Origin of the sequence: Pseudomonas sp. NPDC077186, from assembly GCF_044543505.1 — a bacterium.
GTDB lineage: Bacteria > Pseudomonadota > Gammaproteobacteria > Pseudomonadales > Pseudomonadaceae > Aquipseudomonas.
Genome location: NZ_JBITWE010000003.1, coordinates 284,559 through 310,058, shown reverse-complemented (window position 1 = coordinate 310,058; position 25,500 = coordinate 284,559). Strand labels below are relative to the sequence as shown.

Genomic DNA, 25,500 nt, shown 5'->3' with positions numbered 1-25,500 from the left:
TCACGAGCCCGTAGCCCGGATGAAATCCGGGGAATGCTGGTTGGGACAGTCCCGGATCGCATCCGGGCTAGGGCTTACCAGCTAGCGAGCAGCGCCGGCAGTTCGGCCAGGCTGGCGATCTGCGCGTCCGGCGTGGCCTCGGCCTGCCAGCTCAGCCCCTGCGGGTTGAACCAGATCGCGCGCAGGCCGGCGGCCTGGGCGCCGGCGATATCGTCGCTGGGGTGGTCGCCGATATGCACCGCCTGCTCGGCCGCCACCCCGGCGCGCCTGAGCGCCTCGCGGAAGGGCTTGGGGTCGGGCTTGCCGACGCCCAGCTCCTCGGCGCAGAGGGCGAAGCGGAAGTATTCCGACAGCCCCAGGCGGCGCACGTCGGCGTTGCCGTTGGTGATCACGCCGAGCTGGAAGCGCTCGGCCAGGGCTTCCAGCGTGGGGTGCACCTCGGCGAACAGCTCGACCTGGTGGCGCGCGTTGAGAAACACCTGGAAACCCGCCTCGGCCAGTGCCAGGGCCTCGCCATGGCTGTAGCCGGCACCTTCCAGGGCATGCAGGAGGATGCGCCGGCGCAGTTCGCTGAGACGGTGCTTGAGCATCGGCTCGGCGCTCAGCAGGCCGCTGCGGATCTGCCACAGGTGTTCCACCGGCACCGCGCCCAGGCGCGGCGCGTGCAGCGCCAGCCAGTTGCGCAGGGCGGCCTCGGCGTCCTGCATCACCGGAGTGACGTCCCACAGGGTGTCGTCGAGGTCGAAGGTGATCAGCTCAATGCTCATGCGGAACCGCCTTTGCGCTTGGCGCGCGGATGGGCCTGGTCGTAGACCTTGGCCAGGTGCTGGAAATCCAGGTGGGTGTAGATCTGCGTGGTGGCGATATCGGCGTGGCCGAGCAGCTCCTGCACCGCGCGCAAATCCTGCGAAGACTCCAGCATATGGCTGGCGAAGCTGTGGCGCAGCATGTGCGGGTGCAGGTGCTGGCCCAGTTCGCGCACGCCGGCCTGGCGTACCCGCAGCTGCACCGCGCGGGCGCCGAGGCGGCGGCCTTGCTGGCTGACGAACACCGCGCCGTCGCCGGGATTGGCCAGTTTGCGCAACGCCAGCCACTGCTCCAGCGCCTGGCGTGCCATACGGCCGACCGGCAGCTCGCGCACCTTGTTGCCCTTGCCGCGCACCCGCACCAGGCCGGCGGCCAAGTCGAGGCCGTCGAGATCCAGGCCGACCAATTCGGACAGGCGCAGGCCGGAGGAATAGAACAGTTCGAGCATGGCCTGGTCGCGGCGGGCGATGAAGTCGTCCTCCACCGCGCCGTCGAGCAACTGGGCGCTGCGGTCGGCGTCCAGGGTGCGCGGCAGGCGCCGTTCGCGCTTGGGCGGGCTCAGGCCAGTGGCCGGGTCGTGACGACACAGGCCTTCGCGCAACAGGTACTGGTACAGGCCGCGGGTGGCCGAGAGCAGGCGCGCCAGGCTGCGGCTGGCCAGGCCCTGCTGGTGCAGGCGGGCGATCAGGCGGCGCAGGTTGCGGGTATCCAGCGCGGCCCAGTCGCTCAGGCCTTCCGCCTCGCAGAAGGCCAGCAGCTTGCCGAGGTCGCGGCGGTAGCCGTCGAGGGTGTGCGGCGATACCTGGCGCTCGCGGCGCAGGTATTCGAGGTAGGCGTCAAGGGCAGCGGCAAGCTTCAAGCTTCAAGCTCCAAGTGAATGAATCGCAGCGCACGCTTCAATCAGCCTTTGCTTTTCTTGCAGCTTGAAGCTTGCGGCTTGCAGCTGCTTCAGCGTACCGAGCGCAGCGGCGTGGCGAAGCCGGGCAGCACGCGCGCCAGTACCTCGGCGATATAGCCGAGGAACAGGGTGCCCAGCGAGCTCTTGTAGTGTTGCGGATCGAGGCTGCCGATGGCCAGCACGCCGTGCAGGCCCTGATGGCTGAGCGAAACCACGGCGGCCGAGCCGACCCGGGCGGCGTCGTCCTTGCCGAAGAGGAACTCCAGCTCGTGCGGACGCAGCACGCCGCAGACGGTCTTGCCACCGCTGAGCAGGCCGCCGATCTGCGCATGCGCTTCGGCCAGGGTGGCCGAGCGGCCGACCGGCAGCTTGTTGTCGCTGAACAGGATCAGGCCGACGAAGGGCACCTGGAACTCGTGGCGCAGGCTGTCTTCCACCGCGCCGACCACCTCTTCCAGGCTGCCGGCGTCGAGCAGGTCGAGCACCAGGCGACGGGTCTTGTCGAACAGGCGGTCGTTGTCGCGCGCCACGTCCATCAGCTGGCCGAGGCGGTGACGCATCTCGATGTTGCGTTCGCGCAGCAGCTTGACCTGGCGCTCGACCAGCGACACGGCGTTGCCCGGCTGGTGGGGGATACGCAGCTCGGGAATGAGTTCTTCATGGTCGATAAAGAACTCCGGGTGCAGGCGCAGGTAGGCAGCGACCGTCTCCGAGTCGAGCGGTTTGGGGGAGTCCTGCTGGTCAGTCATAGGCGAACCTGTCCTTCGTATACGCGCGCAGCGGGCCCGGTCATCATAACCGGCTGCCCTTCGCCTGCCCACTCGATGGACAGCTTGCCGCCCGGCAGCTCCAGCTGCAGCGGCGAATCCATCCAGCCCTGGCGGATCGCCGCGACCGCCGCGGCGCAGGCGCCGGTGCCGCAGGCCTGGGTTTCGCCGGCGCCACGCTCCCACACGCGCAGGCGCGCATGCTGGCGGTCCTGCACCTGCAGGAAGCCAACGTTGACCCGCTGCGGGAAGCGTGGGTGGTGCTCCAGCTTCGGCCCCAGCTCATGCACCGGCGCGGCGTCGACGCTGTCGACGCGCAGCACGGCATGCGGGTTGCCCATGGACAATGCGGCCAGCTCGACCTCTTGGCCATCCACCTCGACGCGATAGCTGAGCGCCGCCTGTTCGGCCTGGAACGGCACCTGCGCCGGCTGTAGGCGCGGCGCGCCCATGTCGACGCAGACCTGGCCGTCGCTCTGTACGCGCAGCTCGATCACGCCGCTCTTGGTCTCGACGCGGATCACCTTCTTGGTGGTCAGGCGCTTGTCCAGCACGAAACGGGCGAAGCAGCGCGCGCCGTTGCCGCACTGCTCCACTTCCGAGCCGTCGGAGTTGAAGATGCGGTAGCGGAAGTCGACGTCCGGGTGGCTCGGCGGCTCGACGATCAGCAGCTGATCGAAGCCGACGCCGGTGTGGCGGTCGCCCCATTGCTTGGCGTGCTTGGGCTGCACGTGGGCGTGCTGACTGATCAGGTCGAGGACCATGAAGTCGTTGCCCAGGCCGTGCATCTTGGTAAAGCGCAATAGCATGGCGTCGCCCTCAGGCCGGCAGCAGGCTTTCGCCGGCATAGAGCTCTTGGACGGTCTCGCGCCGACGCACTTCATAGGCCTGCTCGCCGTCCACCAGCACCTCGGCGGCGCGGCCGCGGGTGTTGTAGTTGGAGCTCATGACGAAGCCGTAGGCGCCGGCCGAGCGCACGGCCAGCAGGTCGCCTTCGGCCAGCACCAGTTGGCGATCCTTGGCCAGGAAGTCGCCGGTCTCGCAGATCGGCCCGACCAGGTCGTAGTTGCGCGGCTCGCCGGCGCGCGGCTGCACCGGCGCGACGTCCATCCAGGCCTGGTACAGCGCCGGGCGGATCAGGTCGTTCATCGCCGCATCGACGATGGCGAAGTCCTTGTGCTCGGTGTGCTTGAGGTATTCCACCTGGGTCAGCAGCACGCCGGCGTTGGCGACGATGAAGCGGCCCGGCTCGAATACCAGGGCCAGGTCGCGGCCCTTGATGCGCTCGCGCACGGCCTTGATGTAGTCGCCGGCCAGCGGCGGCTGCTCGTCGCGGTACTGCACGCCGAGGCCGCCGCCCAGGTCCAGGTGGCGGATGTGGATGCCGCGGCCGGCCAGCTTGTCGACCAGCAGCAGCAGGCGATCCAGGGCATCGAGGAAGGGCTCGAGGGTGGTCAGCTGCGAGCCGATATGGCAGTCGACGCCGATCACTTCCAGGTTCGCCAGTTCGGCGGCGCGGGCGTAGACCGCCTCGGCCTGCTCGATGTCGATGCCGAACTTGTTTTCCTTGAGGCCGGTGGAGATGTAGGGGTGGGTGCCGGCGTCCACGTCCGGGTTGACCCGCAGCGAAACCGGCGCCTTGACGCCCAGTTCGGCCGCCACTTTTTGCAGGCGTTCCAGCTCGACGCTGGATTCGACGTTGAAGCAGTGCACGCCCACTTCCAGGGCGCGGCGCATGTCGTCGCGGCTCTTGCCGACGCCGGAGAAGACGATGCGGCTGGGTTCGCCACCGGCGGCCAGGACGCGCTCCAGTTCACCGCTGGAGACGATGTCGAAACCGGCGCCGAGGCGCGCCAGCACGTTCAGCACGCCGAGGTTGGAGTTGGCCTTGACGGCGAAGCAGACCAGGTGCGGCAGGCCGGCCAGGGCATCGGCATAGGCGCGGTACTGCGCCTCGATATGGGCGCGCGAGTAGACGTAGGTCGGTGTGCCGAAGCGCTGGGCCAGCGCGGACAGGGCGACACCTTCCGCGAACAGCTCGCCGTCGCGGTAGGTAAAGGCTTCCATGGGGTGCTCCTTCAGAGTTCGAAACGGTCTCGGCTGTTACCGGCGTTTTCGTCGCCCGGCAGGTACAGCGGGCCTTTCTGTCCGCAGCCGGCCAGCAGGCAGACGGCGGCGAGGAGCGCGAGGGTCAGTCGCTTCATGGGACGGTCCTTGAAATAAGCGTGAATTGCGCCGGAGTATACCGACCCCCCGCCCCCTTGCCTATGCGCCAGGCGCCCGCCTGGCGGGGGCTGGCTCGATCCGTGCGTGCCCCTGGCGCCTGCTCGCGCGGCGTTTGCCGACGCCTGGGTTAGCATGGGGCAAGCCCAAGGAGCCTCGATGGACAATCCCGCCACACTGGCCAGTTCGGTCTCGGTCGCCTACCTGCAGGGCCTGGTCGATCACCTGCAGCGTCAGGGCATAGCCCCTGCGGCGCTGCTCGCCCATGCCCAACTGACCCCCGAGGTGCTCGGCCAGCGCGACCAGCGCATCGCCGCCAGTGCCTACCTGAGCCTGCTCGGCGAGGGCGTGCGGCTGAGCGGCGACGACTGCCTCGGCCTGCACCTGGGCGAGGCGGTACGGCCGGGCTACTACGGCGTGCTCGGCTACCTGATCATGAGCTGCGCGACCCTGGCCGACGCCCTGCATCGCCAGGCGCGTTATGCCGCCCTGGTCGGCAACCTGGGCCTGGTCGGCCTCGACGACGAGCCGCCGCGCCTGGGGTGCGAGGCATTGGTGGCGCACAGCTGGCAGCCGCTGCTGGCGCAGCAGCAACGCCAGCTCAGCGAGGAGACCCTGGCCGGTTGGGTCAGCTTCGGCCGCTGGATCAGCGGCCTGGACATCCCGCCCAGCGAGGTGCGCTTTCAGCACCCGGCGCCGGCCGATACCTCCGAGCACGCGCGGATCTTCCGCTGCCCGGTGCTGTTCGGTCAGGCCGACAACGCCCTGGTGTTCCCCAAGCGCCTGCTGGCGGTGCCGCTGGGCCAGGCCGATGCCCAAGTGCGGCTGACGCTCGACGCCTACGCCGATCGCCTGCTCGGCGAACTGCGTCAGGGCCACAGCGTGCTGGATCGGGCGCGGCTGGAGCTGGCGCGCCAGCTACCCGAGCAGGGGCCGGATCTGCAGGCCATCGCCGGCGCCCTGGCGCTCAGCCCGCGCACCCTGCAGCGGCGCCTGCGCGAAGGCGGCTTGTCGTTCAGCCAGCTGGTCGACGAGACGCGCCAGCAACTGGCGCTGAACTACCTGCGCGACCCGGCGCTGGAGCTGGCGGAAATCGCCTTTCTGGTCGGTTTCAGCGAGCCGGGTTCGCTGGCCCGCGCCTTTCGCCGCTGGACGGGAGCCAGCCCGGGCGAGTACCGTCGCCACCTTCTCGGCTAGGCCGGCTACCCCGGTCCGGCGTTTTCGCCTATTTTTCTGCAGTCGCTGCACCTTGTGAGGACACCCCGATGAGCCTGAGCGAAGCCCGCTTCCACGACCTGGTCGATGCCACCCAGCAGGCGGTGGAAGACATCTTTGACGACAGCGGTCTGGACGTCGACCTGGAGAACAGCGGCGGAGTGCTCACCGTGCGTTTCGACAACGGCAGCCAGCTGATCTTCAGCCGCCAGGAACCGATCCGTCAGCTGTGGCTGGCGGCGCGCTCCGGCGGCTTCCACTTCGACTTCGACGAAGCCAGCGAACGCTGGATCTGCGACAGCAGCGACGAACAGCTGGGCGAGATGCTGGTGCGCATCACCCTCGAGCAGAGCGGCACCGAGCTGGAGTTCGATGAGCTCTGAGCCCGCCTCGGGCAACGCGGCGCCGCAGGCCTCGCCGTGCCGGCGCCAGTGCTGCCTGGACGACGGCGACGTCTGCCTCGGCTGTGGCCGCAGCCTGCAGGACATCCTCGACTGGGGCGCGGCCGACGACGCCCGGCGCCGGCAGATCTGCCGCGACGCCGAGCAGCGCCTGCGCCAGCGCCAGCGCAAGGCGGCGCCCTGACCGGGCGGTCTTGTTTATTTGCCCGGCTGTGTTAGGGTCGGCCTAACGTTTCGCAAAACCCCGCCTTCGGGCGGGGTTTTGCTTTTTCTGCGTTCAGTACGAGGAGTCAGGCCGCCATCATGAGCAACACGCCCGCTATCACCATTACCCGTCTCGACCTGCAGCGCCTCGAGCGTCTGCTCGACAGCCTGGAGGATTTCGGCCCCGGCGCCGCTGCGCTGCAGGCCGAGCTGGATCGTGCCGAGGTGGTCGGCCACGACGAGGTACCGGCTGGCGTGGTGACCATGAACTCGCGCGTGCACTGCCGCGAGGAAGGTAGCGGCAAGGATTACCACCTGACCCTGGTCTACCCGCAGGACGCCGGCGGCGAGGGCACCGTCAGCATCCTCGCGCCGATCGGCTGCGCCCTGCTCGGCCTGTCCGTCGGCCAGCATATCGACTGGCCGGCGCCCGGCGGCAAGCTGCTCAAGCTGACCCTGCTGGCGGTGGAATACCAGCCGGAGGCGGCCGGGGAGTATCAGCTGCGCTGATCGGTTTACGGCCGTAGGTTGGCGCTGAGCGCAGCGAAGCCCAACAGGGAGCGCAAGGCGCTCCGCTCGACGATCGCGCTCCGCCCGGCTATTGCCGTCGGCCACGATGCTCCGCCCGGCGTCCCTAAATCGCCGATGCCCGGCCTGGCCGTTGTGTCCAGCATCCCCGTTGGGCTTCGTCGCGGGCTCCTCAGCAGGGAGCGCAAGGCGCTCCGCTCGACGATCGCGCTCCGCCCGGCGCTTGCCGTCGGCCACGACGCTCCGCCCGGCGTCCATAAATCGCCGATGCCCGGCCTGGCCGTTGCGTCCAGCATCCCCGTTGGGCTTCGTCGCGAGCTCCTCAGCCCAACCTACGACTGACCCTGCTGGCGGTGGAATACCAGCCGGAGGCCGCCGGGGAGTATCAGCTGCGCTGATCGGTTTACGGCCGTAGGTTGGTGCTGAGCGCAGCGAAGCCCAACAGGGAGCGCAAGGCGCTCCGCTCGACGATCGCGCTCCGCCCGGCGCTTGCCGTCGGCCACGCCGCTCCGTCCCTAAATCGCCGATGCCCGGCCTGGCCGTTGCGTCTACCATCGCCCGTTGGGCTTCGTCGCGGGCTCCGCAGCCCAACCTACGCGCTCTGCAGCGCGGCGTTCAGCGCGTCTTCCAGCTCGCTCTTGTAGCGCAGGTAATGCACGGTCTGCGCCTGCTGCCCGGCGAGCAGGGCGGACAGGTCGAGGTCGGTGATGTAGCAGGGGTAGCGCTCGCCACCGGCGCGCTGGGCGAGGATATGCCGGGCCACGGCGCGGTACAGTTCGCGGCCGTATTCCAGTTCGGAAAACTCGCGGTGGTTGCAGTACAGGGTGACGTGCGGCTGGCGGCCGTCGCCCGGTTCGAGGATCGCCTGCACGTCGTAGAACGGGTGGCTGACCGGCGCCTGCGGCGGCGGCCGGCGTTCCAGGCGCTGGGCGCGCAGCGGCGCGGCGGGCAGCAGTTGGTAGTAGAGGATTTCCAGCGCCGGCCCGGCATCGCCGCTGTCCAGCGGCAGCATGGCGTTGCGCCGGTACAGCAGCGACTGCAGGAAGCGCTGCAGCGGGGTGAGCAGGCTCTGTTCGTCGCGAAACGGCAGGCGCCGGCGCCACAGCGCGTTGTGCTCGTCGAGCAGGGTCAGCTCGGCTTCGCCGCTGCTCTCGTGCAGGCGGTAGAACAGCTGGATGCACTGCGGCCGGCCCATGGGCAGGATTAGCGCCAGGTCGTCGCCGTCCAAGGCATGGCGATCCAGGTGCAGCGGGCTGTACCGCCCCTGCTCGCCGCCGAGGTGATCGAGCAGCGCCGGCAAATCGCCGAGCACGGCATGGCTGACCTGGCCCGGGGTCAGCTGCAGTACGTGGTAGTGCTGGCGGATCTGCACCAGATAGCGCGCCTGGCGGCCCTCGGCGTAGGTGGCGAGCAGGTCGCGCAGCAGTTCCTCGACCCGCTCGGCGATGGCCGTCGCGCGGTTGCGGCAGAAGCAGCGCACCTGCACCTGAGGTTGCGCGGCGTCCGCCGGCAGGCTGTTGAGCAGGTCGCGCAGGCAGTCGAGCAGGGCGTCGGCGCCGTCGTAGCGGCTGACCTGCAACTCGTTCCAGCTGTTGAGGACGATCTGGTCGAGGGTCAGCACCAGATTCTCGCGTACCCCGGAATAACCCAGGGCGTCGGTGCGTCCGCTGGTCATGTGCAGGTTCATCTGGCTGTGCTGCGGCAGCGGGTCGACGCCGACGTTGACCAGCAGCAGCACCCGGCTGGGTCGGCTGGCGCGCAGCAGGGCGGCCTCCGCCACGCTGGGCAGCGGCAGGGGGAAGGCCTGCTGCAGGCTGGCGATCAGGTTGGACAGTTCGAACTCGCTGAGATCGCTGCCGCCCGGGTGCAGCGACAGCCGCGTGCTGGCGTCGATCACGCCGTTGCGGTGGCACCAGGCGAGCAGTTCGATCAGCTCGCGGGCGCGTTTGAGCGGGGCGAAGTCGGGCCACTCCTGGCTGCCCAGGCTGCCGTTGAACAGTGCCCACTGATGTTCCTCGGGCGATTCCGGGCTGGGGTGGCGCACCAGGGTCAGGGTGTCCTCGGCCAGGTCCGGGGCGATGCCCGGGTTGATGAACTCGACCTTGCCGGCCTTGCGCTCGAAGGCGGCGTACAGGCGCCGGCCGAGCACGTTGAGGTCGCGGTTGTTCAGCGAACTGCCGGTCTGTGCGCTGCGGGCGAACTGGGAGAGGAAGCGGTAGCTGTAGGTCAGTTCGTTGACCAGCACGCGCCGTTCGGCGCCGACCTGGCGCACCTTCCACTGGCTGCGGCTGTCGAGCAGGGCGAGCTGGCGCGCATCCCAGCCCCACTCGCCGGTCAGGCGTTCGAGCAGCAGGCGCTGCCAGCTCTTGGCGCGGCCGCGGGCCGGCGGCCGGCTGATCTTCTTGTTCACCTTCAGGTACAGGCAGCGGCGCACCAGCTCCAGGCGCTCGCGGTCGCCGCGCGCGCTCAGGTACTCCTCCAGGCGCCGGTAGACGACGATATAGGGGTCGAGCTCGTCGAGGTCGAGGCGGCCCTCGAACACCGCCTGCTTGAAGCGCAGCGACAGGCACTCGACCCTGGGGTGCTCGCTGGCGTAGACCTCGGTGAGCAGCAGCTTGAGCACCGACTTGTAGGGCGACTCGATGCCCTTGTACAGCTGCCACATGCCGGCGCCGATGAACTCCTCCGGCGGGATGTGCGCCAGGTGGCCGAGGTCGAGCACGTCCTCGGCGCGCACGAAGCGCTTGCTCAGCAGGGTGCGGCAGTAGTCGTGGTAGCGCGGCTCCTCGTAGACCGGCACCAGCCACCAGATCGGCGTGCGTCCGCCGAGCCAGATCGCCGTGCGGTAGAACTCGTCAAGCAGCAGGTAGTGCTGGGTGGTGCCGCAGTCGTCGGAGCTCAACTGCGCCTCGCGCGCGCCTTGGGCGAAGCGCTGCGGGTCGACCAGGAACAGGTGCACCTCGGCGCCCTGGGTGGCGGCCCAGCTTTCCAGCTGGTCGCACTTCTTGCGCAGGTCCTGCAGTTCCTGCGCGGTGAGATTGGGCGAGTGGCATAGCCACAGGTCCATGTCGCTCTGCTCGGCCTGTGCCACGGTGCCCAGGCTGCCCATCAGGAACAGGCCGTGCAGCGGCGCGGCGCCTTGGCCGCGGCGCGGCTTGTAGGCGAAGGAGCGGGTCAGGCGCTGGACTTCGGCGAGCACCTCGTCGTCCGGCTCGAAGCCGCTCAGGCCCGCCGGCGCGCTGGCCGACACGTAGCCCGGCAGCAGCGGATGGTTGACGTGCAGCAGCAGTGGCAGCAGCTTGAGCACCAGCTGCTGGCGCGTCGACAGGCCCTGCCGCGCACGCTGCAGGCGGCCCTGGTTGATCTGCAGAAAGCGCGCGCGCAGCTGCGCCAGCACCTTGCGGTCGATGCCGTCGTCGATGTCCGGGCGAATTTCCAGGGTGCGCGTCATGCTCGAGCTCTACGGGGAATGGTGCAAGCCTATCAGCGGCGCGCATCCACTGCAGTGCCTGACGCTATATCGCCCGCCGCGCCCGATAGTGTAGGGCGGCGGGCGAAGGATTTTGCTTAAGCGGGGGTCTTGCTGGTGCTGAGAATGGTCAGCAGGCTCTGCGCGTGTTCGGCGGCATCGATGCCCAGGCTGGTCAGGTAGCCGCCGTCGGCCTGGCTGACCAGGCCCTTCTCATGCAGGCGAGTGATGGCGCCCTGGGCCTTGAACGAGGCGTTGTTGTGCACCTTGAGCCCCTCCTGGTGATTGTCCAGGTTGTACAGGGCGAGGATTTCCAGCTCGTCGATCAGTTCGGGGGTAAAGGATTTCATGGCGACTCCGCTCTTGTTGTTATGGGCCCGACGCGACTGCCGGGCTTGGGTCTATGCAGTGTAGTGAGGGATTGGCGCGCTCGCCTGTGCGACCTTCGCCGCATTCAGTCCTGCTGCTCGGGCAGCTCCGGCAGGGCGCGCAGGGCCTGCTCGTACCAGGCGGCGTCGAACGGGCGGTCGTCGCGCAGCATGGCGTCGACCTCGTGGGCCAGCACCAGGGCCATCAGCTGGAGGATTTCCTCGCGCGCGTAGCCGACCAGGCTGAGCTTGTTGTACACCGCCTGCGCGGCGGCCGGCTCGCCCGCTTCCAGCTGGTTCTCGATGGCCTGGACCAGGGTGGCTTCGGCGAAGTCTTCTTCGTTGTCGTCGTGGTCGCTCATGCGGGGGGAGTCTCCGGTGTTAGCTAGTCGAGCAAGGCGAGCATCGCCCAGGCGATGAGACCGAGCAGGCAGGCGCCGCCCAGTAACTGCAGGCGGCGTGCGCCGACCTGGCGATCCAGGTCGGCCGGCCACCAGGGCATGCGCGGGCGTTGGCCCAGGCTGAGGCCGCGCAGCGTCAGCCAGCCCAGGCAGTAAGTCAGGCGGTTGAACAGCAGGTCCAGTGCGCCCTCGACGATCAGCCCGATGGCCATGCGCAGCAGCGCCAGGAGGCCCTGCAACAGGCGTCCGAGCAGGTTGCCCAGGCCATCGAGGTCGTCGATCACGGGGCGCTCAGCGTGCCGCCAGCAGTTCGCGGCCACGCACCACGGCGGCGCGCACCTGGTTCGGCGCGGTGCCGCCGATATGGTCGCGGGCATTCACCGAGCCTTCCAGGGTCAGCACGGCGAACACGTCCTGCTCGATCTGGTCGCTGAACTGGCGCAGCTCGTCCAGGCTCATCTCGGCCAGGTCCTTGCCGCTGTCCACGCCGTATTTCACCGCATGACCGACAATCTCGTGACAGTCGCGGAATGGCAGGCCCTTGCGCACCAGGTAGTCGGCCAGGTCGGTGGCGGTGGAGAAGCCGCGCAGCGCCGCCTCGCGCATGATCGCGCGCTTGGGCTTGATCGCCGGGACCATGTCGGCGAAGGCGCGCAGCGAATCGCGCAGGGTATCGGCGGCGTCGAACAGCGGCTCCTTGTCTTCCTGGTTGTCCTTGTTGTAGGCCAGCGGCTGGCCCTTCATCAGGGTCAGCAGGCCCATCAGCGCGCCGAACACCCGGCCGGATTTGCCGCGCACCAACTCCGGCACGTCCGGGTTCTTCTTCTGCGGCATGATCGAGCTGCCGGTGCAGAAGCGATCCGGCAGGTCGATGAACTGGAACTGCGCGCTGGTCCACAGCACCAGCTCTTCGGAGAAGCGCGACAGGTGCATCATCGCCAGGGAGGCGGCGGCGCAGAATTCGATGGCGAAGTCGCGATCCGACACGCCGTCCAGGGAGTTGCCGCCAACGGCGTCGAAACCCAGCAATTGTGCGGTGATCTCGCGCTGGATCGGGTAGGTGGTGCCGGCCAGCGCGGCGCTGCCCAGGGGCATGCGGTTGGTGCGCTTGCGGCAGTCCACCAGGCGCTCGTAGTCGCGCGACAGCATCTCGAACCAGGCCAGCAGGTGGTGGCCGAAGGTCACCGGCTGGGCGGTCTGCAGGTGGGTGAAGCCGGGCATGATGCAGTCCGCCTCGGCTTCGGCCAGACCCAGCAGGCCCTGCTGCAGGCGGGTGATCTCGGCGAGGATCAGGTCGATCTCGTCGCGCAGCCACAGGCGGATGTCGGTGGCCACCTGGTCGTTGCGCGAGCGCCCGGTGTGCAGCTTCTTGCCGGTGACGCCGATGCGCTCGGTCAGGCGCGCCTCGATATTCATGTGCACGTCTTCCAGGTCGACGCGCCAGTCGAAGCTACCGGCTTCGATCTCGGTCTGGATCTGCCCCAGGCCGTCGACGATCGCATCGCGCTCGGCATCGGTCAGCACGCCGACCTTGGCCAGCATGCTGGCGTGGGCGATGGAGCCCATGATGTCGTGGCGATACAGGCGCTTGTCGAATTCGACCGAGGCGGTGAAGCGGGCGACGAAGGCGTCGACGGGCTCGCTGAAGCGGCCGCCCCAGGATTGGTTGGTTTTTTCGCTGCTCATGGCACGTGCTCTGGATCGGGCGGGCCGCTTGCGGCGGCCGGCGTGGCGGACAAAGTGCGCCGATAATAACAGGGTCGGCGGCCCTTTCGCCGCGCCGCGTTTGCCGCCGGCGGGCGCCGGCGCTGTCGGCTGCTTCACAGTTTTGTCGCGCAAGCGGCATTTCGGTGCTTTATTTTGCCCGGCCGGAGCCGTCTGGCTTGCCGGCCCGCCGGGCGACACGGAAACTGCGTCGATGCCAAAACAAGTCCCTGCCAAGAACCACCACAACGCGTCTGCCGACGACTTCTTCGTCCCCGAACTGTGCCAGCCGGAAGCGCTGCTGAGCATGGTGCTGCTGGCCGAGCTGCTGGTGTTGGTGCTGGTGCTGTCCGAGCCGATGCTGCCCGGCTTCGACTGGGTGCGCCTGGCGCTGACCTCGCTGTTCGTGCAGTGGATCGTGCTGCTTTCGGCGGCGCTGCTGTGCCGCCTGCGGCCGCTGCTGGCGCGTCTGCGCCCGGCGCTGGCCGGCGGCCTATGCTGCGCCCTGGTGCTGCTGCTGACCCTGGGCTGCACGGCGGTGGCCGACTACTACGAGCTGGGCGGGCCGCTGCCACGCAGCGGCGAGGTCAATCTCTATCTGCGCCATGCGCTGATCGGTCTGATCATGTCTGCACTGCTGCTACGCTATTTCTACCTGCAGAGCCAATGGCGGCGGCAGGAGCAGGCCGAGCTGCGCGCACGCATCGAGTCGCTGCAGGCGCGCATTCGCCCGCATTTTCTGTTCAACAGCCTGAACAGCATCGCCAGCCTGGTGACCGTCGACCCGTCCAAGGCCGAGCAGGCGGTGCTGGATTTATCCGACCTGTTCCGCGCCAGCCTGGCCAAGCCCGGCAGCCTGGTCCCCTGGAGGGAGGAACTGGAACTGGCGAAACGATATTTGTCCATCGAGCACTATCGGCTCGGCGAGCGACTACAGTTGCAATGGGAGGTCGAGGGCGTGCCGGAGGATCTGCCGATTCCCCAGCTGACCCTGCAGCCGCTGTTGGAAAATGCGTTGATCTATGGCATTCAGCCGCGCATCGAGGGTGGCTTGGTGCGGATCGAGGCGGATTACCAGGATGGTGTGTTCAGCTTGTGTGTCAGCAATCCGTATGAAGACCGGGGCGAGCAGCACCCGTCGCGGGGAACGCACCAAGCGCTGAGCAATATCGACGCGCGCCTGGCGGCACTTTTCGGGCCGCGCGCCAGTCTCAGCGTGGAGCGCCGTGACGGCCGCCATTACAGCTGTCTACGCTATCCTTGTGCGAGACTCACGCAGGAAGCCAGAGCAATATGAATGTCCTGATCGTCGACGACGAACCCCTCGCCCGCGAGCGCCTCAGCCGCATGGTCGGCGAACTCGAGGGCTACCGGGTCCTGGAGCCCGCCGCCAGCAATGGCGAGGAGGCCCTGACCCTGATCGATAGCCTCAAGCCGGACGTGGTCCTGCTGGATATCCGCATGCCCGGGCTGGACGGTCTGCAGGTCGCCGCCAAACTGTGCGAGCGCGAGGCGCCGCCGGCGGTGATCTTCTGCACGGCGCACGACGAATTCGCCCTGGAAGCCTTCCAGGTCAGCGCGGTCGGCTACCTGGTCAAGCCGGTGCGCGCCGAGAGCCTCAGCGAGGCGCTGAAGAAGGCCGAGCGGCCCAACCGGGTGCAGCTGGCGGCGCTGACCCGTCCGGCCGCCGAGAGCGGCAGCGGCCCGCGCAGCCATATCAGCGCGCGCACGCGCAAGGGCATCGAGCTGATCCCGCTGGATCACGTGGTCTATTTCATCGCCGATCACAAGTACGTGACCCTGCGCCACGAGGGCGGCGAGGTGCTGCTGGACGAGCCGCTGAAGGCCTTGGAAGACGAGTTCGGCGAGCGTTTCGTGCGCATCCACCGCAACGCCCTGGTCGCCCGCGAGCGCATCGAGCGCCTGCAGCGCACGCCGCTGGGGCACTTCCAGCTGTTCCTCAAGGGGCTGGAGGGCGATTCGCTGGTGGTCAGCCGGCGCCATGTGGCGGGGGTGCGCAAGCTGATGCAGTCGCTGTAGCGCCGGGTGCCGGCTGCGGCCGATAGCCGCCACCCATCAGCTGGCACCGGGCGAGCCTGTTATGATTCGCGGCAATCCGTTTTCTGGAATTTGCCCCATGTCCCGCGAAATCCGTATCGCCACCCGTAAGAGCGCCCTGGCCCTGTGGCAGGCCGAGCACGTCAAAGCCCGTCTCGAAGCGGCCCACCCTGGCCTCAAGGTTAGCCTGGTGCCCATGGTCAGCCGCGGCGACAAACTGCTCGACGCGCCGCTGGCGAAGATTGGCGGCAAGGGCCTGTTCGTCAAGGAGCTGGAAAACGCGCTGCTGGAGAATCAGGCCGACATCGCCGTGCACTCGATGAAGGACGTGCCCATGGACTTCCCCGAGGGCCTGGGCCTGTACTGCATCTGCGAGCGTGAGGACCCGCGCGACGCCTTCGTCTCCAACCGCTACGCCAGCCTCGATGCGCTGCCGGCCGGCAGTGTGGTCGGCACTTCCAGCCTGCGCCGCCAGGCCCAGCTGCTGGCGCGCCGGCCGGACCTGAAGATCCAGTTCCTGCGCGGCAACGTCAACACCCGCCTGGCCAAGCTGGATGCCGGCGAGTACGACGCCATCATTCTCGCCGCCGCCGGGCTGATCCGCCTCGGCTTCGAGGAGCGCATCCGCAGCTCGCTCAGCGCCGAGGACAGCCTGCCGGCCGGCGGCCAGGGCGCCGTCGGCATCGAGTGCCGCAGCGCCGACGCCGAGATCCACGCCCTGCTGGCGCCTTTGCACCACCGTGAGACCGCGCTGCGGGTCACCGCCGAGCGCGCGCTGAACAAACGCCTCAACGGCGGCTGCCAGGTGCCCATCGCCTGCTACGCCCTGCTCGAAGGCGAACAGCTGTGGCTGCGCGGCCTGGTCGGCCAGCCCGACGGCGGCCAGCTGCTGCGCGCCGAGGCGCGTGCCGCCGCCGGCGACGCCGAAGCGCTCGGCGTGCAGGTGGCCGAAGCGCTGCTGGCGCAGGGTGCCGAGGCCATCCTCAAGGCGGTCTACGGCGAGGCCGGTCACCCGTGAGTGCCTGGCGCCTGCTGCTGACGCGGCCGGCCGAGGAGTGCGCGGCGCTGGCGCAGACCCTGGTCGAGCGCGGCATCGACAGTCACAGCCTGCCGTTGCTGGCCATCGAGGCACTGCCGGAAACGCCCGCGCAGCGCGCCGCCATCCTCGAGCTGGCGCGCTACAGCGCGGTGATCGCGGTGAGCAAGCCGGCCGCGCGCCTGGGCCTGGCCCTGCTCGAACGCCACCGCGTGCCGGCGCCGGCCGAGCAGCCCTGGTTCGCGGTCGGCGCGGCGACCGCCGCGGTGCTCGCCGAGCATGGCCTGAACGCCCACTGCCCGGACGACGGCGACGACAGCGAGGCGCTGCTGGGCCTGCCGCGCCTGCAGCAGGCGCTGGCCGCCGCGTCGGCGCCGCGGGTACTGATCCTGCGCGGCGAGGGTGGCCGAGAATTCCTCGCCGAACGCTTGCGCGGCCAAGGTGCGACGGTCGACTATCTGCCACTGTACCGCCGCCTGCTACCCAGCTATGCGCCGGGCGAGCTGGCCGCGCGGGTGCGCGCGCAGCGCCTGAACGCCCTGGTGGTCAGCAGTGGGCAGGGGCTCGAACACCTGCTGCAGCTGGCCGGCGCTGACTGGCCGACGCTGGCTCGGCTACCCTTGTTCGTACCCAGCCCGCGGGTCGCCGAGCAGGCACGCCATGCGGGAGCACAGATCGTCGTGGACTGTCGCGGTGCCAGTGCCGCGGCCTTGCTGGCAGCGCTGGAGCGACACCCGGCCGCAGCCCTCTAGAAAGGATGGATACGTGAGCGAAGCAGCCACCCCGCAAGACCAAACGCCGGCCAGCGAGGCCACCGCCACTCCCCCTGCAGCCACTGCCAAGGCCCCGCGCAGCGCCGGCCGCGGTCTCGCCGCGTTCGCCCTGCTGGTCGGCCTGGGCGGCGTCGGCGCCGGTGGCTGGAGCCTGTGGCAGCTGCAGCAGTTGCAGCAGCAGGATCGGCAGCAGCGCGAGCAGCTGCAGAGCGCGCGCGCCGAGAGCGGCAAGGTCGGCGAACTGATCGGGCAACTCGAAGGCCGCCTGAACCAGCTGCCCAGCGCCGATGAGCTGGACGAGCGCCGGCGTCTGCTGGCTAACCTGCAGGGCGATCAGCAGCGCCTCAGCCAGCGTCTGGAAAGCGTGCTCGACGGCAGCCGCCAGGACTGGCGCCTGGACGAGGCCGAGCACCTGCTGCGCCTGGCCACCCTGCGTCTGTCCGCGCTGCAGGACGTGGCCAGCGCCGAGGCCCTGGTGCTGGCCGCCGACGAGATCCTCCGCGAGCAGGACGACCCCGCCGCCTTCGCCGCCCGCGAGCAGCTCAGCCGCAGCCTGGAAGCGTTGCGCACCACCCAGCGGCCGGATCGCGTCGGCCTGTTCCTGCAACTGGGTGCGCTGCGCGAGCAGGCCGCCAGCCTCAACCCGCTGGCGCCGAGTTTCGCGGGGCAGGGCGACGTGCTCGCCGACCTGGCGGCCGAGGGCGACGGCCGTGCCTGGTGGAGCGAATGGCTGGCGACCCTGGCGCAGTACTTCCGCATCGAGTTCGACGCCGACCGCAACATCCGTCCGCTGCTCTCCGGGCAGAGCCTGAGCCAGGTGCGCCTGAGCCTGTCGCTGGCTCTGGAGCAGGCGCAGTGGGCCGCGCTGCATGGCCAGAGCGGGGTCTATCGGCAGGCGTTGAAGCAGGCCGGGGAGATCCTCGACGCCCATTTCAATCTGGACAACCCCGATAGTCGCGCCCTGCGTCAGCGCTTCGCCGAGCTGGCCGACGAGCGGGTCGAGGTGCAGGTGCCGGACCTGAGCGAGTCGCTCGAGGCGCTGCAGGCCTACCTGCAGCGCAAGCAGGCGCAGCGCCGGCAGGGGGCCGCCGCGGCCGGGGAGGCGCAATGAAACGCCTGCTCTGGTTGCTGCTCCTGCTCGCCGTCGGCGGCCTGCTGTATCTGCTCGGCCTGGCGATCCAGGCCGACCGCGGCTACGTGCTGTTCGCCTATCAGGGCTTCCGTTACCAGTCCGGGCTGTGGGCCTTCCTCGCCCTGGTGCTGGTGGTCGGCCTGCTGATCTACCTGCTGCGCGCCAGCCTGCGCCTGCTGCTCGCCTCGACGCGCCTGGCCAACCCCTGGTCGCGCCTGCATCGTCACCGCCGGGCGCGGCTGGCCTCGCAGCAGGGCCTGCTCGACCTGGCCGAGGGCCGCTGGGCGCGTGCGTTGCGCCAGCTGGAGCGGGCCGCCGAAGACGAACCGCAGCCGCTGATGTACTACCTCGGCGCCGCCCGCGCGGCGCACAAGCTGGGTCAGCACGAACAGAGCGACGCCATGCTCGAGCGCGCCCTGGCGCGCCAACCGCAGGCCGAACTGGCCGTCGCCCTGGCCCATGCCGAACTGCAGCAGGGTCGCGGCGAGAGCGACGCGGCGTTGGAGACCCTGCAGGCGATGCGCGAGCGTCATCCCGGCCATCACCTGGTGTTGCGCCAGCTGCAGCGCCTGTACCTGCAGCGCCAGGATTGGTCGGCGCTGCTCGGCCTGCTGCCGGAGCTGCGCAAGGAGAAGGCTCTGCCGGCCGCCGAGCTGGACGAGCTGGAGCGCGCGACCTGGCGCGGTCGCCTGGGCGATGCCGGGCACGCCGGTCTGGGCCATGGCGAAACCGCTCTGCAGCCGCTGACCCAGGCCTGGCAGCAGCTCTCCGCGCCGCTGCGCCAGGAGCCCGAGCTGATCGCCGCCTACGTCGAGCAACTGCGGCGCCTGGGCGCCCAGGATGAGGCCGAACAGGTGCTGCGCAGTGCCCTCAAACGCGCCTACGACAGCCGCCTGGCGCGCTTCTACGGCGTGCTGCGCGGCGCCGACCCGGCGCAGCAGCTGCACACCGCCGAGCTCTGGCTCAAGCAGCATCCGCAGGACCCGGCGCTGCTGTTGAGCCTCGGTCGCCTGTGCCTGCAGAACCAGCTGTGGGGCAAGGCGCGCGACTACTTCGAGACCAGCCTGAAGCTGGAGCGCCACCCGGAGACCTGCGCCGAGCTGGCGCGCCTGCTGGCCCAGTTGGGCGAGCTGGAGCGCAGCAACCAGCTGTTGCAGGAGAGCCTCGGCCTGCTCCATCAGGGCCTGCCGGCGCTGCCGCAGCCGCAGGGCGTGCGCGCCTGAGCTGCTGCGGCCGATCGTCGCGCAGCGGACGAAGGGGCGCGCTGCCTGGACGAATAGCGCGCGGCAGCACGTGAGGCGCCTTGAAAGGCGCCCGCGCTTTCCTCTACCGTAACTGCCCTCGATTTCTCTCCCTCGGAGCCTCCATGTACCTGGCCAGTCCGCGTCCCCTGTTCTTCCTGGCATTCGTCGGCTGTCTGCTGCTGATGGCGGCGGCCCTGTACCTGGAACACGTGGTCGGCCTGGAACCCTGCCCGATGTGCGTGCTGCAGCGCATCTGCGTGATCGCCTTCGGCCTGGTCTGCCTGGTGGCCGCCGTGCACGGCCCGGCGCGCCTCGGCCGGCGGGTCTATGCGCTGCTGGCGCTGCTGTTCGCCGCTGCCGGCGCCGCCACGGCCGGTCGGCAGATCTGGCTGCAGAGCGTGCCGGCCGACCAGTTGGAGGCCTGCCTGCCGAGCCTGGAATTCATGATGCAGGCCCTGCCGATGCAGGACATTGTGCGCCTGGTGTTCCAAGGCAGCGCCGACTGCGCCGAGGTCAAGTGGAGCCTGTTCGGCATGAGCATTCCCGAGTGGAGCCTGCTCGGTTTCGTCGCCATGCTCGGTTTCTGCCTGTTCCAGTTGCTGCGCCGCAGCTGATTGCGGCCCATCGCCCAGGCCACGGCTGTCGCGGGGTGTCGATTAAACGCTCGTATGAAATTATCTCCCGGCGGTGCCTTGATGGCGCCTGCCCACGGGCATAATCTGGCTCGCACGCACCGCCGGAAAAACGCCGTTTCGCGGTTGCCTTCGCAAAGCCAAGCCCCGGTTGACAAAAAAGCGTCGGGGGCGATTTGTGGCGTCGAATGCGACGTCCCGCAGGCTGGCCGCCAGGGAGGCTAGGCCACAGAAAATCGTCTCGGGAACGGACGTATAACAGGCATCAGCGATAAGGGAAGCGAGGTCCATCATGCTCGAAAGTTGCCAGAACGCACAGGAACGCTGGGGTGGGGTCCACCAACTGATCGATCGCTGGCTGGGCGAGCGCCATGAACTGGTGCAGGCCTATAGTGCCCTGGTCGAGTCGCCACAGGCGCCGGCGGCCAACGGCGAGGCCCTGCAGGGCTTCTGCGAAATCCTGGTGGATTACGTCTCGGCCGGTCACTTCGAGGTCTACGAGCAGCTCACCAGCGAGGCCAAGGCGTTCAACGACCAGCGCGGCCTGGAGCTGGCCAAGCAGATCTACCCGCGCATCGAAGCCATCACCGAGGTGGCGCTGGCCTTCAACGATCACTGCGACAACGGCGACTGCCGCGACAGCGTGTCGCTGGTGGCCGAGTTGGGTCGCCTGGGGCAGTTGCTGCACGAACGCTTCGAGCTGGAAGACTGCCTGATCGAGGTGCTGCACAACGCCCACCAGGAGCAGGCCGCGCCGGCGCTCTGAGCCTGCGGCGGCCGCGTAGCCCGGATGCATTCCGGGCAACAGGTCGACGGCCCTGGCTTGCATCCGGGCCAGAATCTGTCTGCCGGGCCGACGCTCAGTCGGTCACGTCGAGCAGCTCCAGATCGAATACCAGCGGCGCATGGGGCGGAATCAGATCGCCCGCGCCCTCTTCCCCGTAAGCCTGATCCGACGGTACCACCAGGCGCCAGCGTGCCCCGGTGGGCATCTGCAGCAGCGCGCTGCGCCAGCCGGCGATCAGGCTGTCCAGGCGAAACCACTGCGGTTCGCTGCTCTCGTCGAACGGGCTGCCGTCGGCCAGGGTGCCGCGGTAACGCACCTGCACCCGGCTGCCGGGACCGGGCTTGGCGCCGCTGCCGGCGCGCAGCTCGCTGACCAGCACGCCGCCCTCGATCACTCGCACATTGGGGCGGATCCGCTGCTCGGCGAGAAAGCGTCGCTGCGCGGCGATGGCCTGGGCATGGCGCTGCGGGTCGGCGGCGATGCGCGCCTCGTGCTGGTCGAGCAACGCTTCGATGCGCGCCTCTTCCAGGCGCAGCGGCTGGCCGGCGTAGGCCTGGCGCAGGCCTTCCAGCAGGTCGCTCAGCGGCAGTTGCGGCACTTCCTCGCGCAGGCGTTCGCCCAGGCGTGCGCCGAGGCTGTAGGCCAGATCCTGCTGGTGACTGTCGGCCTGTGCCGCGAGGCTTGCGCAGAGAACGAAGAGGGCGAAGGCGGCGCGGCTCATGGCGATGTCTCCCGATCAAGATGGCGGCGATTATGCCAGCCCGCGCGGCTGCCTGCCCGGGTCGCCAAAAGGCCTATGGCGGGGCCAGGCGCGGGCGTCTAGTATGGGCGCATCCACATCCGCCAGGAGGCGCGCCATGTCGGCCAAGAAGAAGACCATCAGTACCCCTTTGCACCTGCTGCACCAACTCTCCACCAGCCTGCTCGAGCACCTGGAAAACGCCTGCTCGCAAGCGCTGGTCGATGCCGAGAAACTCCTCGCCAAGCTGGAGAAGCAGCGCGGCAAGGCCCAGGAAAAACTGCACAAGGCACGCAGCAAGCTGCAGGACGCCGCCGTCGCCGGCAAGGCCAAGGCACAGGCCAAGGCCAAGGACGCGGTGGCCGAGCTGGAAGAACTGCTCGATGCCCTCAAGGCCCGTCAGAGCGAGACCCGCGCCTATATCCTGCAGCTCAAGCGCGACGCCCAGGAGAGCCTGAAGCTGGCCCAGGGCGTGGGCAAGGTCAAGGAAGCCGCCGGCAAGGTGCTGGATGGTCGCGAGGCCAAGGCCGCAGCGCCGGCCGCCAAGCCGGTTGCGAAGGCCGCCGCGGTGAAGAAGGCGCCGGCCAAGCCCGCCGTCGCCAAGCCTGCCGCCAAACCGGCGCCGGCTGCCAAACCCGCGGCCAAAGCGGCTACCAAGCCGGCTGCGGCGAAGAAGCCGGTGGCCGCCAAGGCTGCGGCCAAGCCGGTTGCCAGCAAATCCGCCGCCAAGCCGGTAGCCAGCAAGGCGGCGGCTAGCAAAGCGGTTGCGAGCAAAGCCGCGGCAACTAAGACCGCGGCGAAACCCGTGGCCGCCAAAGCCGCTGCCAAGCCTGCTGCCGGTAAACCCGCCGCCAAAGCACCGGCCAAGCCTGTCGCCAAGCCGTCTGCCGCCAAAGCGGCGACCAAGACCGCACCTGCCAAACCGGCAGCCAAGGCCGCCAGCAAGCCGGTCGCGGTGAAGAAGCCGGCGGTGCCCAAGGCCGCTGTGAAGAAGGCTCCGGCCAAGCCCGCGGCGAAACCGGCAGCCGCCGCAGCCGCTGCCGCGCCGGCCAAGCCGGAGGTCCCGACAGCCGCCGTGGCACCCGTCGCCGGCAATGGCGCGACGGCGCCGAGCGGCTCTTAAGAATCGGCGGCGCCGCGCAGCACCTGCAGCGCGGCGCTGTCGTCTCCCGCCAGGCGACTCAGCCAGTCGTCTTCGCCGTCCTCGCTCGGCCAGTTCTGCGCCAGCGTCTCGATCCGCTGCAACAGCAGCCGTTCGGCTTCCAGCTCCAGCGTCTTGATCCGTTCGCGCAGCGTCGCCAACTCGGCGTCCGCGGCAGCGGTCGTGCGCCAGTCGCGCCGCAGCTGGCGCAGCGGCGCGACCACCTCGCGCTGCCAGGGTTCGGCCAGCGCCTGCAGCGCCTTGAGGTAGGGCTCGCGACAGGGCACGCCGCGGCGTTGCAGCCAGGCGCCGGCGAGCAACAGGCAGACGTCGCCGCCACCCTCCTGCAGCTGCAGGCAGGCGTCTTCCACGCCCGGTCGGGCATAGAGCCGTACGGCGAAATTCCACAGATCCTGCACGCGGCCTCCAGGGCGATTTGGTAGACTCCGCCGCCATTATGATCCGACTCCAGAACCTCACTCTACAGCGTGGTCCGCAGCGCCTGCTCGAAGGCGCCGAGCTGACCCTGCACGCCGGCCAGAAGGTCGGCCTGATCGGCGCCAACGGCGCCGGCAAGTCCAGCCTGTTCGCCCTGCTGCGCGGCGAGCTCGGCCCCGACGCCGGCGACTGCCGGCTGCCGGCCAACTGGCGCATCGCCCATATGCGCCAGGAGGTGGACAACCTCGAGCGCCTGGCGGTGGACTACGTGCTCGACGGCGACCTGCACCTGCGCGCGATCCAGGCCGAGCTGGCCGGGGCCGAGGCGGCCCACGACGGCGCCGCGATCGCCCGCCTGCACACCGAACTGGACAACGCCCAGGGCTACACCGCCGACGCCCGCGCGCGCAAGCTGCTGGCCGGCCTCGGCTTCACCGCCGAGCAGATGGACAGGCGCGTCGGCGACTTCTCCGGCGGTTGGCGCATGCGCCTGAACCTGGCCCAGGCGCTGATGTGCCCGTCCGAGCTGCTGCTGCTCGACGAGCCGACCAACCACCTGGATCTGGACGCCATCCTCTGGCTGGAGGACTGGCTCAAGGTCTATCCCGGTACCTTGCTGCTGATCTCCCACGACCGCGACTTCCTCGACGCCGTGGTCGACCATGTGGCGCACCTGGAGCAGCAGAAGCTGACCCTCTACCGCGGCGGCTACTCGGCCTTCGAGCGCACCCGCGCCGAGCGCCTGGCGCAGCAGCAGCAGGCCTTCGAGAAGCAGCAGGCGCAGCGCGCGCACATGGAGAAGTACATCGCCCGCTTCAAGGCCCAGGCGACCAAGGCGCGCCAGGCGCAGAGCCGAATCAAGGCCCTGGAGCGCCTGGAGGAACTGGCCCCGGCGCACGTCGACTCGCCGTTCGACTTCGTCTTCCGCGAGGCCGACAAGGTCTCCAGTCCGCTGCTCAACCTGTCCGAGGCGCGCCTCGGTTACGGCGACAAGGTGGTGCTGGACAAGGTCAAGCTGAGCCTCGCCCCCGGCGCGCGCATCGGCCTGCTCGGGCCCAACGGCGCCGGCAAGTCGACCCTGATCAAGACCCTGGCCGGCGACCTCGCCGCGCTCGGCGGCGAGCTGGCCCGCGGCGAGAACCTGGCCATCGGCTACTTCGCCCAGCACCAGCTCGACGCCCTGGACCCCAAGGCCAGCCCGCTGCTGCACGTGCAGCGCCTGGCGCCGAGCGAGCGCGAGCAGACCCTGCGCGACTTCCTCGGCGGCTTCGATTTCCGCGGCGAGCGCTGCGACGAGCCGGTGCTGAATTTCTCCGGCGGCGAGAAGGCGCGCCTGGCCCTGGCCCTGATCGCCTGGGGCAAGCCCAACCTGCTGCTGCTCGACGAACCGACCAACCACCTCGACCTGGAAATGCGCCTGGCCCTGACCATGGCGTTGCAGGAGTTCGCCGGCGCGGTGCTGGTGGTGTCGCACGACCGCCACCTGCTGAAGAGCACCACCGACGAATTCCTCCTGGTGGCCGACGGGCGCATCCAGCCGTTCGAGGGCGATCTCGACGACTACGCGCGCTGGCTGATCGACTTCCGCGCCCGCCAGCAGCCGCCGAGCGCGGCGACCCCGGCGGCGGACAAGACCGACAAGCGCGCCCAGCGCCAGGCCGCCGCCGCCCTGCGCCAGCAGCTGGCGCCGCACAAGAAGCAGGCCGACAAGCTCGAGCAGGAGTTGAACAAGCTGCACCAGGCCCTAGCCAAGGTGGAAGCGCAGTTGGGCGATAGCGGCCTGTACGAGGCGGCGCGCAAGGACGAGCTGCGCCAGCGCCTGGCCGAGCAGGCGACGCTCAAGGCGCGCGAAGCCGAGCTGGAGGAAAGCTGGCTGCTGGCCCTGGAGACGCTCGAAGCGCTGCAGCAGCAACTGGAGGAGGCCGAGTGATGGAGTCGCTGGAACTGCTCACGGCCTGGCGCGAACCGCTGATCCGCGCCGGCCAGGTGCTCTTGATCCTGCTGCTGGCGTGGCTCGCCCAGCGCATCCTGACCCGCGCCATCAGCCGCCTCGGCGCGCGCTACAGCCTGCTGCCGCAGGAGGTGCTGCTGCCGCTGCGCGGTCTGCTGCGCTGGTTGATCCTGGGCAGCGCCTTCATGCTGGTGCTCGAGCGCCTGGGCGTGTCGGCCACGGTGCTGTGGACCGCCATCACCGGCTTCACCGCCGTGGCGGCGGTGGCCTTCTTCGCCATCTGGAGCGTGCTGTCGAACATGTTCTGCGCGCTGCTGATCTTCGCCATGGGGCCGTTCCGCCTGGGCGATACCGTGGAGGTGATCGACAGCGCCGACAAACCGGGCGTGAAGGGGCGGGTGCTGGCCATCAACCTGTTCTACACCACGCTGCAGGATGTCAGCGAAGAGGCCGCCGGCGCGCTGCTGCAGGTGCCCAACAGCCTGTTCTTCCAGAAATCCGTGCGCCGCTGGCGCTAGGTTTTGCACGAAAGCTGCCCCGCCTGCGGCACCTTTCCTACACAACCTGAACTCATTGGAGCATCC

General features: G+C 69.3%; 28 protein-coding genes. 15 read left to right on the top strand and 13 right to left on the bottom strand.

What is annotated here, in order from left to right:
* Window positions 1–74: 74 nt before the first annotated feature.
* The 6 genes from ACIGKL_RS13430 to ACIGKL_RS13405 all read right to left on the bottom strand — a co-directional run bounded on the left by ACIGKL_RS13430 (window position 75) and on the right by ACIGKL_RS13405 (window position 4,676).
* Complete coding sequence (locus tag ACIGKL_RS13430) at window positions 75–767, bottom strand: HAD family hydrolase (protein WP_397487123.1); 693 nt, start codon at window positions 765–767, stop codon at window positions 75–77.
* Complete coding sequence (gene xerC, locus ACIGKL_RS13425; protein WP_397487122.1) at window positions 764–1,666, bottom strand: tyrosine recombinase XerC; 903 nt, start codon at window positions 1,664–1,666, stop codon at window positions 764–766. The genes ACIGKL_RS13430 and xerC overlap by 4 nt, the downstream gene beginning before the upstream one ends.
* Window positions 1,667–1,755: 89 nt before the next feature.
* The gene (locus ACIGKL_RS13420) at window positions 1,756–2,454 is read right to left on the bottom strand and encodes a DUF484 family protein (protein WP_397487121.1); all 699 of its coding nucleotides are present in this window, start codon (window positions 2,452–2,454) and stop codon (window positions 1,756–1,758) included.
* A complete protein-coding gene (gene dapF, locus ACIGKL_RS13415; protein WP_397487120.1) occupies window positions 2,451–3,281 on the bottom strand; it encodes a diaminopimelate epimerase in 831 nt (276 codons plus the stop codon). The genes ACIGKL_RS13420 and dapF overlap by 4 nt, the downstream gene beginning before the upstream one ends.
* A 10-nt stretch (window positions 3,282–3,291) precedes the next feature.
* Window positions 3,292–4,539 (bottom strand): diaminopimelate decarboxylase, encoded by a 1,248-nt coding sequence (lysA, locus tag ACIGKL_RS13410; RefSeq protein ID WP_397487119.1) that lies wholly within the window; start codon window positions 4,537–4,539, stop codon window positions 3,292–3,294.
* 11 nt (window positions 4,540–4,550) lie between these two features.
* Window positions 4,551–4,676, bottom strand: coding sequence for a lipoprotein (locus ACIGKL_RS13405; RefSeq protein WP_003242379.1), 126 nt, complete (start codon window positions 4,674–4,676; stop codon window positions 4,551–4,553).
* Window positions 4,677–4,854: 178 nt separating this feature from the next.
* Between ACIGKL_RS13405 and ACIGKL_RS13400 the strand changes: the two genes are divergently transcribed.
* The 4 genes from ACIGKL_RS13400 to rnk all read left to right on the top strand — a co-directional run bounded on the left by ACIGKL_RS13400 (window position 4,855) and on the right by rnk (window position 7,025).
* Window positions 4,855–5,892 carry an AraC family transcriptional regulator gene (locus ACIGKL_RS13400; RefSeq protein ID WP_397487118.1) on the top strand — a complete coding sequence of 346 codons (1,038 nt, stop codon included), beginning with the start codon at window positions 4,855–4,857 and terminating at the stop codon, window positions 5,890–5,892.
* Window positions 5,893–5,960: 68 nt separating this feature from the next.
* Window positions 5,961–6,293 carry an iron donor protein CyaY gene (gene cyaY / locus ACIGKL_RS13395; RefSeq protein ID WP_397487117.1) on the top strand — a complete coding sequence of 111 codons (333 nt, stop codon included), beginning with the start codon at window positions 5,961–5,963 and terminating at the stop codon, window positions 6,291–6,293.
* Window positions 6,283–6,495, top strand: coding sequence for a DUF1289 domain-containing protein (locus ACIGKL_RS13390; protein WP_397487116.1), 213 nt, complete (start codon window positions 6,283–6,285; stop codon window positions 6,493–6,495). Before cyaY ends, ACIGKL_RS13390 begins: the two co-directional genes overlap by 11 nt.
* 119 nt (window positions 6,496–6,614) lie before the next feature.
* The gene (gene rnk, locus ACIGKL_RS13385) at window positions 6,615–7,025 is read left to right on the top strand and encodes a nucleoside diphosphate kinase regulator (RefSeq protein WP_397487115.1); all 411 of its coding nucleotides are present in this window, start codon (window positions 6,615–6,617) and stop codon (window positions 7,023–7,025) included.
* A 610-nt stretch (window positions 7,026–7,635) separates the two neighbouring features.
* Here rnk and ACIGKL_RS13380 read toward each other — a convergent pair.
* The 5 genes from ACIGKL_RS13380 to argH form a co-directional block, all read right to left on the bottom strand.
* Complete coding sequence (locus tag ACIGKL_RS13380) at window positions 7,636–10,494, bottom strand: class I adenylate cyclase (protein WP_397487114.1); 2,859 nt, start codon at window positions 10,492–10,494, stop codon at window positions 7,636–7,638.
* A 116-nt stretch (window positions 10,495–10,610) separates the two neighbouring features.
* Window positions 10,611–10,862, bottom strand: a complete 252-nt coding sequence (locus tag ACIGKL_RS13375) for a TIGR02647 family protein (RefSeq protein ID WP_122109441.1) — start codon at window positions 10,860–10,862, stop codon at window positions 10,611–10,613.
* Window positions 10,863–10,966: 104 nt separating this feature from the next.
* Window positions 10,967–11,242 (bottom strand): hypothetical protein, encoded by a 276-nt coding sequence (locus ACIGKL_RS13370; RefSeq protein ID WP_122109440.1) that lies wholly within the window; start codon window positions 11,240–11,242, stop codon window positions 10,967–10,969.
* Between the two features lie 23 nt (window positions 11,243–11,265).
* Window positions 11,266–11,565: a hypothetical protein gene (locus ACIGKL_RS13365; protein ID WP_397487113.1), complete on the bottom strand. Its 300-nt coding sequence runs from the start codon at window positions 11,563–11,565 to the stop codon at window positions 11,266–11,268.
* A gap of 7 nt (window positions 11,566–11,572) precedes the next feature.
* On the bottom strand, window positions 11,573–12,967 hold the full coding sequence (gene argH, locus ACIGKL_RS13360) for an argininosuccinate lyase (RefSeq protein WP_397487112.1): 1,395 nt from the start codon (window positions 12,965–12,967) through the stop codon (window positions 11,573–11,575).
* Window positions 12,968–13,199: 232 nt separating this feature from the next.
* On the opposite strand from argH, the gene ACIGKL_RS13355 reads away from it, so the two are divergent.
* The 8 genes from ACIGKL_RS13355 to ACIGKL_RS13320 all read left to right on the top strand — a co-directional run bounded on the left by ACIGKL_RS13355 (window position 13,200) and on the right by ACIGKL_RS13320 (window position 20,626).
* Window positions 13,200–14,282 carry a sensor histidine kinase gene (locus tag ACIGKL_RS13355; RefSeq protein WP_397487111.1) on the top strand — a complete coding sequence of 361 codons (1,083 nt, stop codon included), beginning with the start codon at window positions 13,200–13,202 and terminating at the stop codon, window positions 14,280–14,282.
* Window positions 14,279–15,025 (top strand): LytTR family DNA-binding domain-containing protein, encoded by a 747-nt coding sequence (locus ACIGKL_RS13350; protein WP_021443294.1) that lies wholly within the window; start codon window positions 14,279–14,281, stop codon window positions 15,023–15,025. The genes ACIGKL_RS13355 and ACIGKL_RS13350 overlap by 4 nt, the downstream gene beginning before the upstream one ends.
* Window positions 15,026–15,122: 97 nt before the next feature.
* Window positions 15,123–16,061, top strand: a complete 939-nt coding sequence (gene hemC, locus ACIGKL_RS13345; RefSeq protein ID WP_397487110.1) for a hydroxymethylbilane synthase — start codon at window positions 15,123–15,125, stop codon at window positions 16,059–16,061.
* The gene (locus ACIGKL_RS13340; protein WP_397487109.1) at window positions 16,058–16,831 is read left to right on the top strand and encodes a uroporphyrinogen-III synthase; all 774 of its coding nucleotides are present in this window, start codon (window positions 16,058–16,060) and stop codon (window positions 16,829–16,831) included. Before hemC ends, ACIGKL_RS13340 begins: the two co-directional genes overlap by 4 nt.
* 13 nt (window positions 16,832–16,844) lie before the next feature.
* A complete protein-coding gene (locus ACIGKL_RS13335; RefSeq protein ID WP_397487108.1) occupies window positions 16,845–17,963 on the top strand; it encodes a uroporphyrinogen-III C-methyltransferase in 1,119 nt (372 codons plus the stop codon).
* Window positions 17,960–19,207 carry a heme biosynthesis HemY N-terminal domain-containing protein gene (locus ACIGKL_RS13330; protein WP_397487107.1) on the top strand — a complete coding sequence of 416 codons (1,248 nt, stop codon included), beginning with the start codon at window positions 17,960–17,962 and terminating at the stop codon, window positions 19,205–19,207. The genes ACIGKL_RS13335 and ACIGKL_RS13330 overlap by 4 nt, the downstream gene beginning before the upstream one ends.
* Window positions 19,208–19,350: 143 nt before the next feature.
* On the top strand, window positions 19,351–19,842 hold the full coding sequence (locus ACIGKL_RS13325) for a disulfide bond formation protein B (RefSeq protein ID WP_397487106.1): 492 nt from the start codon (window positions 19,351–19,353) through the stop codon (window positions 19,840–19,842).
* Between the two features lie 310 nt (window positions 19,843–20,152).
* Window positions 20,153–20,626 carry an Rsd/AlgQ family anti-sigma factor gene (locus tag ACIGKL_RS13320; RefSeq protein WP_021444668.1) on the top strand — a complete coding sequence of 158 codons (474 nt, stop codon included), beginning with the start codon at window positions 20,153–20,155 and terminating at the stop codon, window positions 20,624–20,626.
* 94 nt (window positions 20,627–20,720) lie between these two features.
* Here the strand turns inward: ACIGKL_RS13320 and ACIGKL_RS13315 are convergent, their stop codons facing one another.
* Window positions 20,721–21,368 carry an FKBP-type peptidyl-prolyl cis-trans isomerase gene (locus ACIGKL_RS13315; RefSeq protein WP_397487105.1) on the bottom strand — a complete coding sequence of 216 codons (648 nt, stop codon included), beginning with the start codon at window positions 21,366–21,368 and terminating at the stop codon, window positions 20,721–20,723.
* A 136-nt stretch (window positions 21,369–21,504) separates the two neighbouring features.
* Here ACIGKL_RS13315 and ACIGKL_RS13310 point away from each other — a divergent pair, with 136 nt between their 5' ends.
* Window positions 21,505–22,509, top strand: coding sequence for an AlgP family protein (locus ACIGKL_RS13310; protein ID WP_397487104.1), 1,005 nt, complete (start codon window positions 21,505–21,507; stop codon window positions 22,507–22,509).
* Here the strand turns inward: ACIGKL_RS13310 and ACIGKL_RS13305 are convergent.
* On the bottom strand, window positions 22,506–22,946 hold the full coding sequence (locus ACIGKL_RS13305) for a TIGR02444 family protein (protein WP_397487103.1): 441 nt from the start codon (window positions 22,944–22,946) through the stop codon (window positions 22,506–22,508). The genes ACIGKL_RS13310 and ACIGKL_RS13305 overlap by 4 nt on opposite strands.
* 38 nt (window positions 22,947–22,984) lie before the next feature.
* Between ACIGKL_RS13305 and ACIGKL_RS13300 the strand changes: the two genes are divergently transcribed.
* Together ACIGKL_RS13300 and ACIGKL_RS13295 are read left to right on the top strand one after the other, a co-directional pair.
* Complete coding sequence (locus ACIGKL_RS13300; protein ID WP_397487102.1) at window positions 22,985–24,895, top strand: ATP-binding cassette domain-containing protein; 1,911 nt, start codon at window positions 22,985–22,987, stop codon at window positions 24,893–24,895.
* A complete protein-coding gene (locus ACIGKL_RS13295) occupies window positions 24,895–25,434 on the top strand; it encodes a mechanosensitive ion channel domain-containing protein (RefSeq protein WP_397487101.1) in 540 nt (179 codons plus the stop codon). Before ACIGKL_RS13300 ends, ACIGKL_RS13295 begins: the two co-directional genes overlap by 1 nt.
* Window positions 25,435–25,500: the final 66 nt, after the last annotated feature.

Coding starts and splice junctions, on each gene's coding strand:
- ACIGKL_RS13355 (WP_397487111.1), top strand. CDS start 13,200: ATGCCAAAACAAGTCCCTGCCAAGAACCACCACAACGCGTCTGCCGAC.
- ACIGKL_RS13400 (WP_397487118.1), top strand. CDS start 4,855: ATGGACAATCCCGCCACACTGGCCAGTTCGGTCTCGGTCGCCTACCTG.
- ACIGKL_RS13315 (WP_397487105.1), bottom strand. CDS start 21,368: ATGAGCCGCGCCGCCTTCGCCCTCTTCGTTCTCTGCGCAAGCCTCGCG.
- rnk (WP_397487115.1), top strand. CDS start 6,615: ATGAGCAACACGCCCGCTATCACCATTACCCGTCTCGACCTGCAGCGC.
- ACIGKL_RS13320 (WP_021444668.1), top strand. CDS start 20,153: ATGCTCGAAAGTTGCCAGAACGCACAGGAACGCTGGGGTGGGGTCCAC.
- ACIGKL_RS13370 (WP_122109440.1), bottom strand. CDS start 11,242: ATGAGCGACCACGACGACAACGAAGAAGACTTCGCCGAAGCCACCCTG.
- hemC (WP_397487110.1), top strand. CDS start 15,123: ATGTCCCGCGAAATCCGTATCGCCACCCGTAAGAGCGCCCTGGCCCTG.
- ACIGKL_RS13300 (WP_397487102.1), top strand. CDS start 22,985: ATGATCCGACTCCAGAACCTCACTCTACAGCGTGGTCCGCAGCGCCTG.
- ACIGKL_RS13325 (WP_397487106.1), top strand. CDS start 19,351: ATGTACCTGGCCAGTCCGCGTCCCCTGTTCTTCCTGGCATTCGTCGGC.
- dapF (WP_397487120.1), bottom strand. CDS start 3,281: ATGCTATTGCGCTTTACCAAGATGCACGGCCTGGGCAACGACTTCATG.
- cyaY (WP_397487117.1), top strand. CDS start 5,961: ATGAGCCTGAGCGAAGCCCGCTTCCACGACCTGGTCGATGCCACCCAG.
- ACIGKL_RS13310 (WP_397487104.1), top strand. CDS start 21,505: ATGTCGGCCAAGAAGAAGACCATCAGTACCCCTTTGCACCTGCTGCAC.
- ACIGKL_RS13350 (WP_021443294.1), top strand. CDS start 14,279: ATGAATGTCCTGATCGTCGACGACGAACCCCTCGCCCGCGAGCGCCTC.
- ACIGKL_RS13430 (WP_397487123.1), bottom strand. CDS start 767: ATGAGCATTGAGCTGATCACCTTCGACCTCGACGACACCCTGTGGGAC.
- ACIGKL_RS13405 (WP_003242379.1), bottom strand. CDS start 4,676: ATGAAGCGACTGACCCTCGCGCTCCTCGCCGCCGTCTGCCTGCTGGCC.
- lysA (WP_397487119.1), bottom strand. CDS start 4,539: ATGGAAGCCTTTACCTACCGCGACGGCGAGCTGTTCGCGGAAGGTGTC.
- ACIGKL_RS13420 (WP_397487121.1), bottom strand. CDS start 2,454: ATGACTGACCAGCAGGACTCCCCCAAACCGCTCGACTCGGAGACGGTC.
- ACIGKL_RS13375 (WP_122109441.1), bottom strand. CDS start 10,862: ATGAAATCCTTTACCCCCGAACTGATCGACGAGCTGGAAATCCTCGCC.
- ACIGKL_RS13295 (WP_397487101.1), top strand. CDS start 24,895: ATGGAGTCGCTGGAACTGCTCACGGCCTGGCGCGAACCGCTGATCCGC.
- argH (WP_397487112.1), bottom strand. CDS start 12,967: ATGAGCAGCGAAAAAACCAACCAATCCTGGGGCGGCCGCTTCAGCGAG.
- ACIGKL_RS13390 (WP_397487116.1), top strand. CDS start 6,283: ATGAGCTCTGAGCCCGCCTCGGGCAACGCGGCGCCGCAGGCCTCGCCG.
- ACIGKL_RS13380 (WP_397487114.1), bottom strand. CDS start 10,494: ATGACGCGCACCCTGGAAATTCGCCCGGACATCGACGACGGCATCGAC.
- ACIGKL_RS13330 (WP_397487107.1), top strand. CDS start 17,960: ATGAAACGCCTGCTCTGGTTGCTGCTCCTGCTCGCCGTCGGCGGCCTG.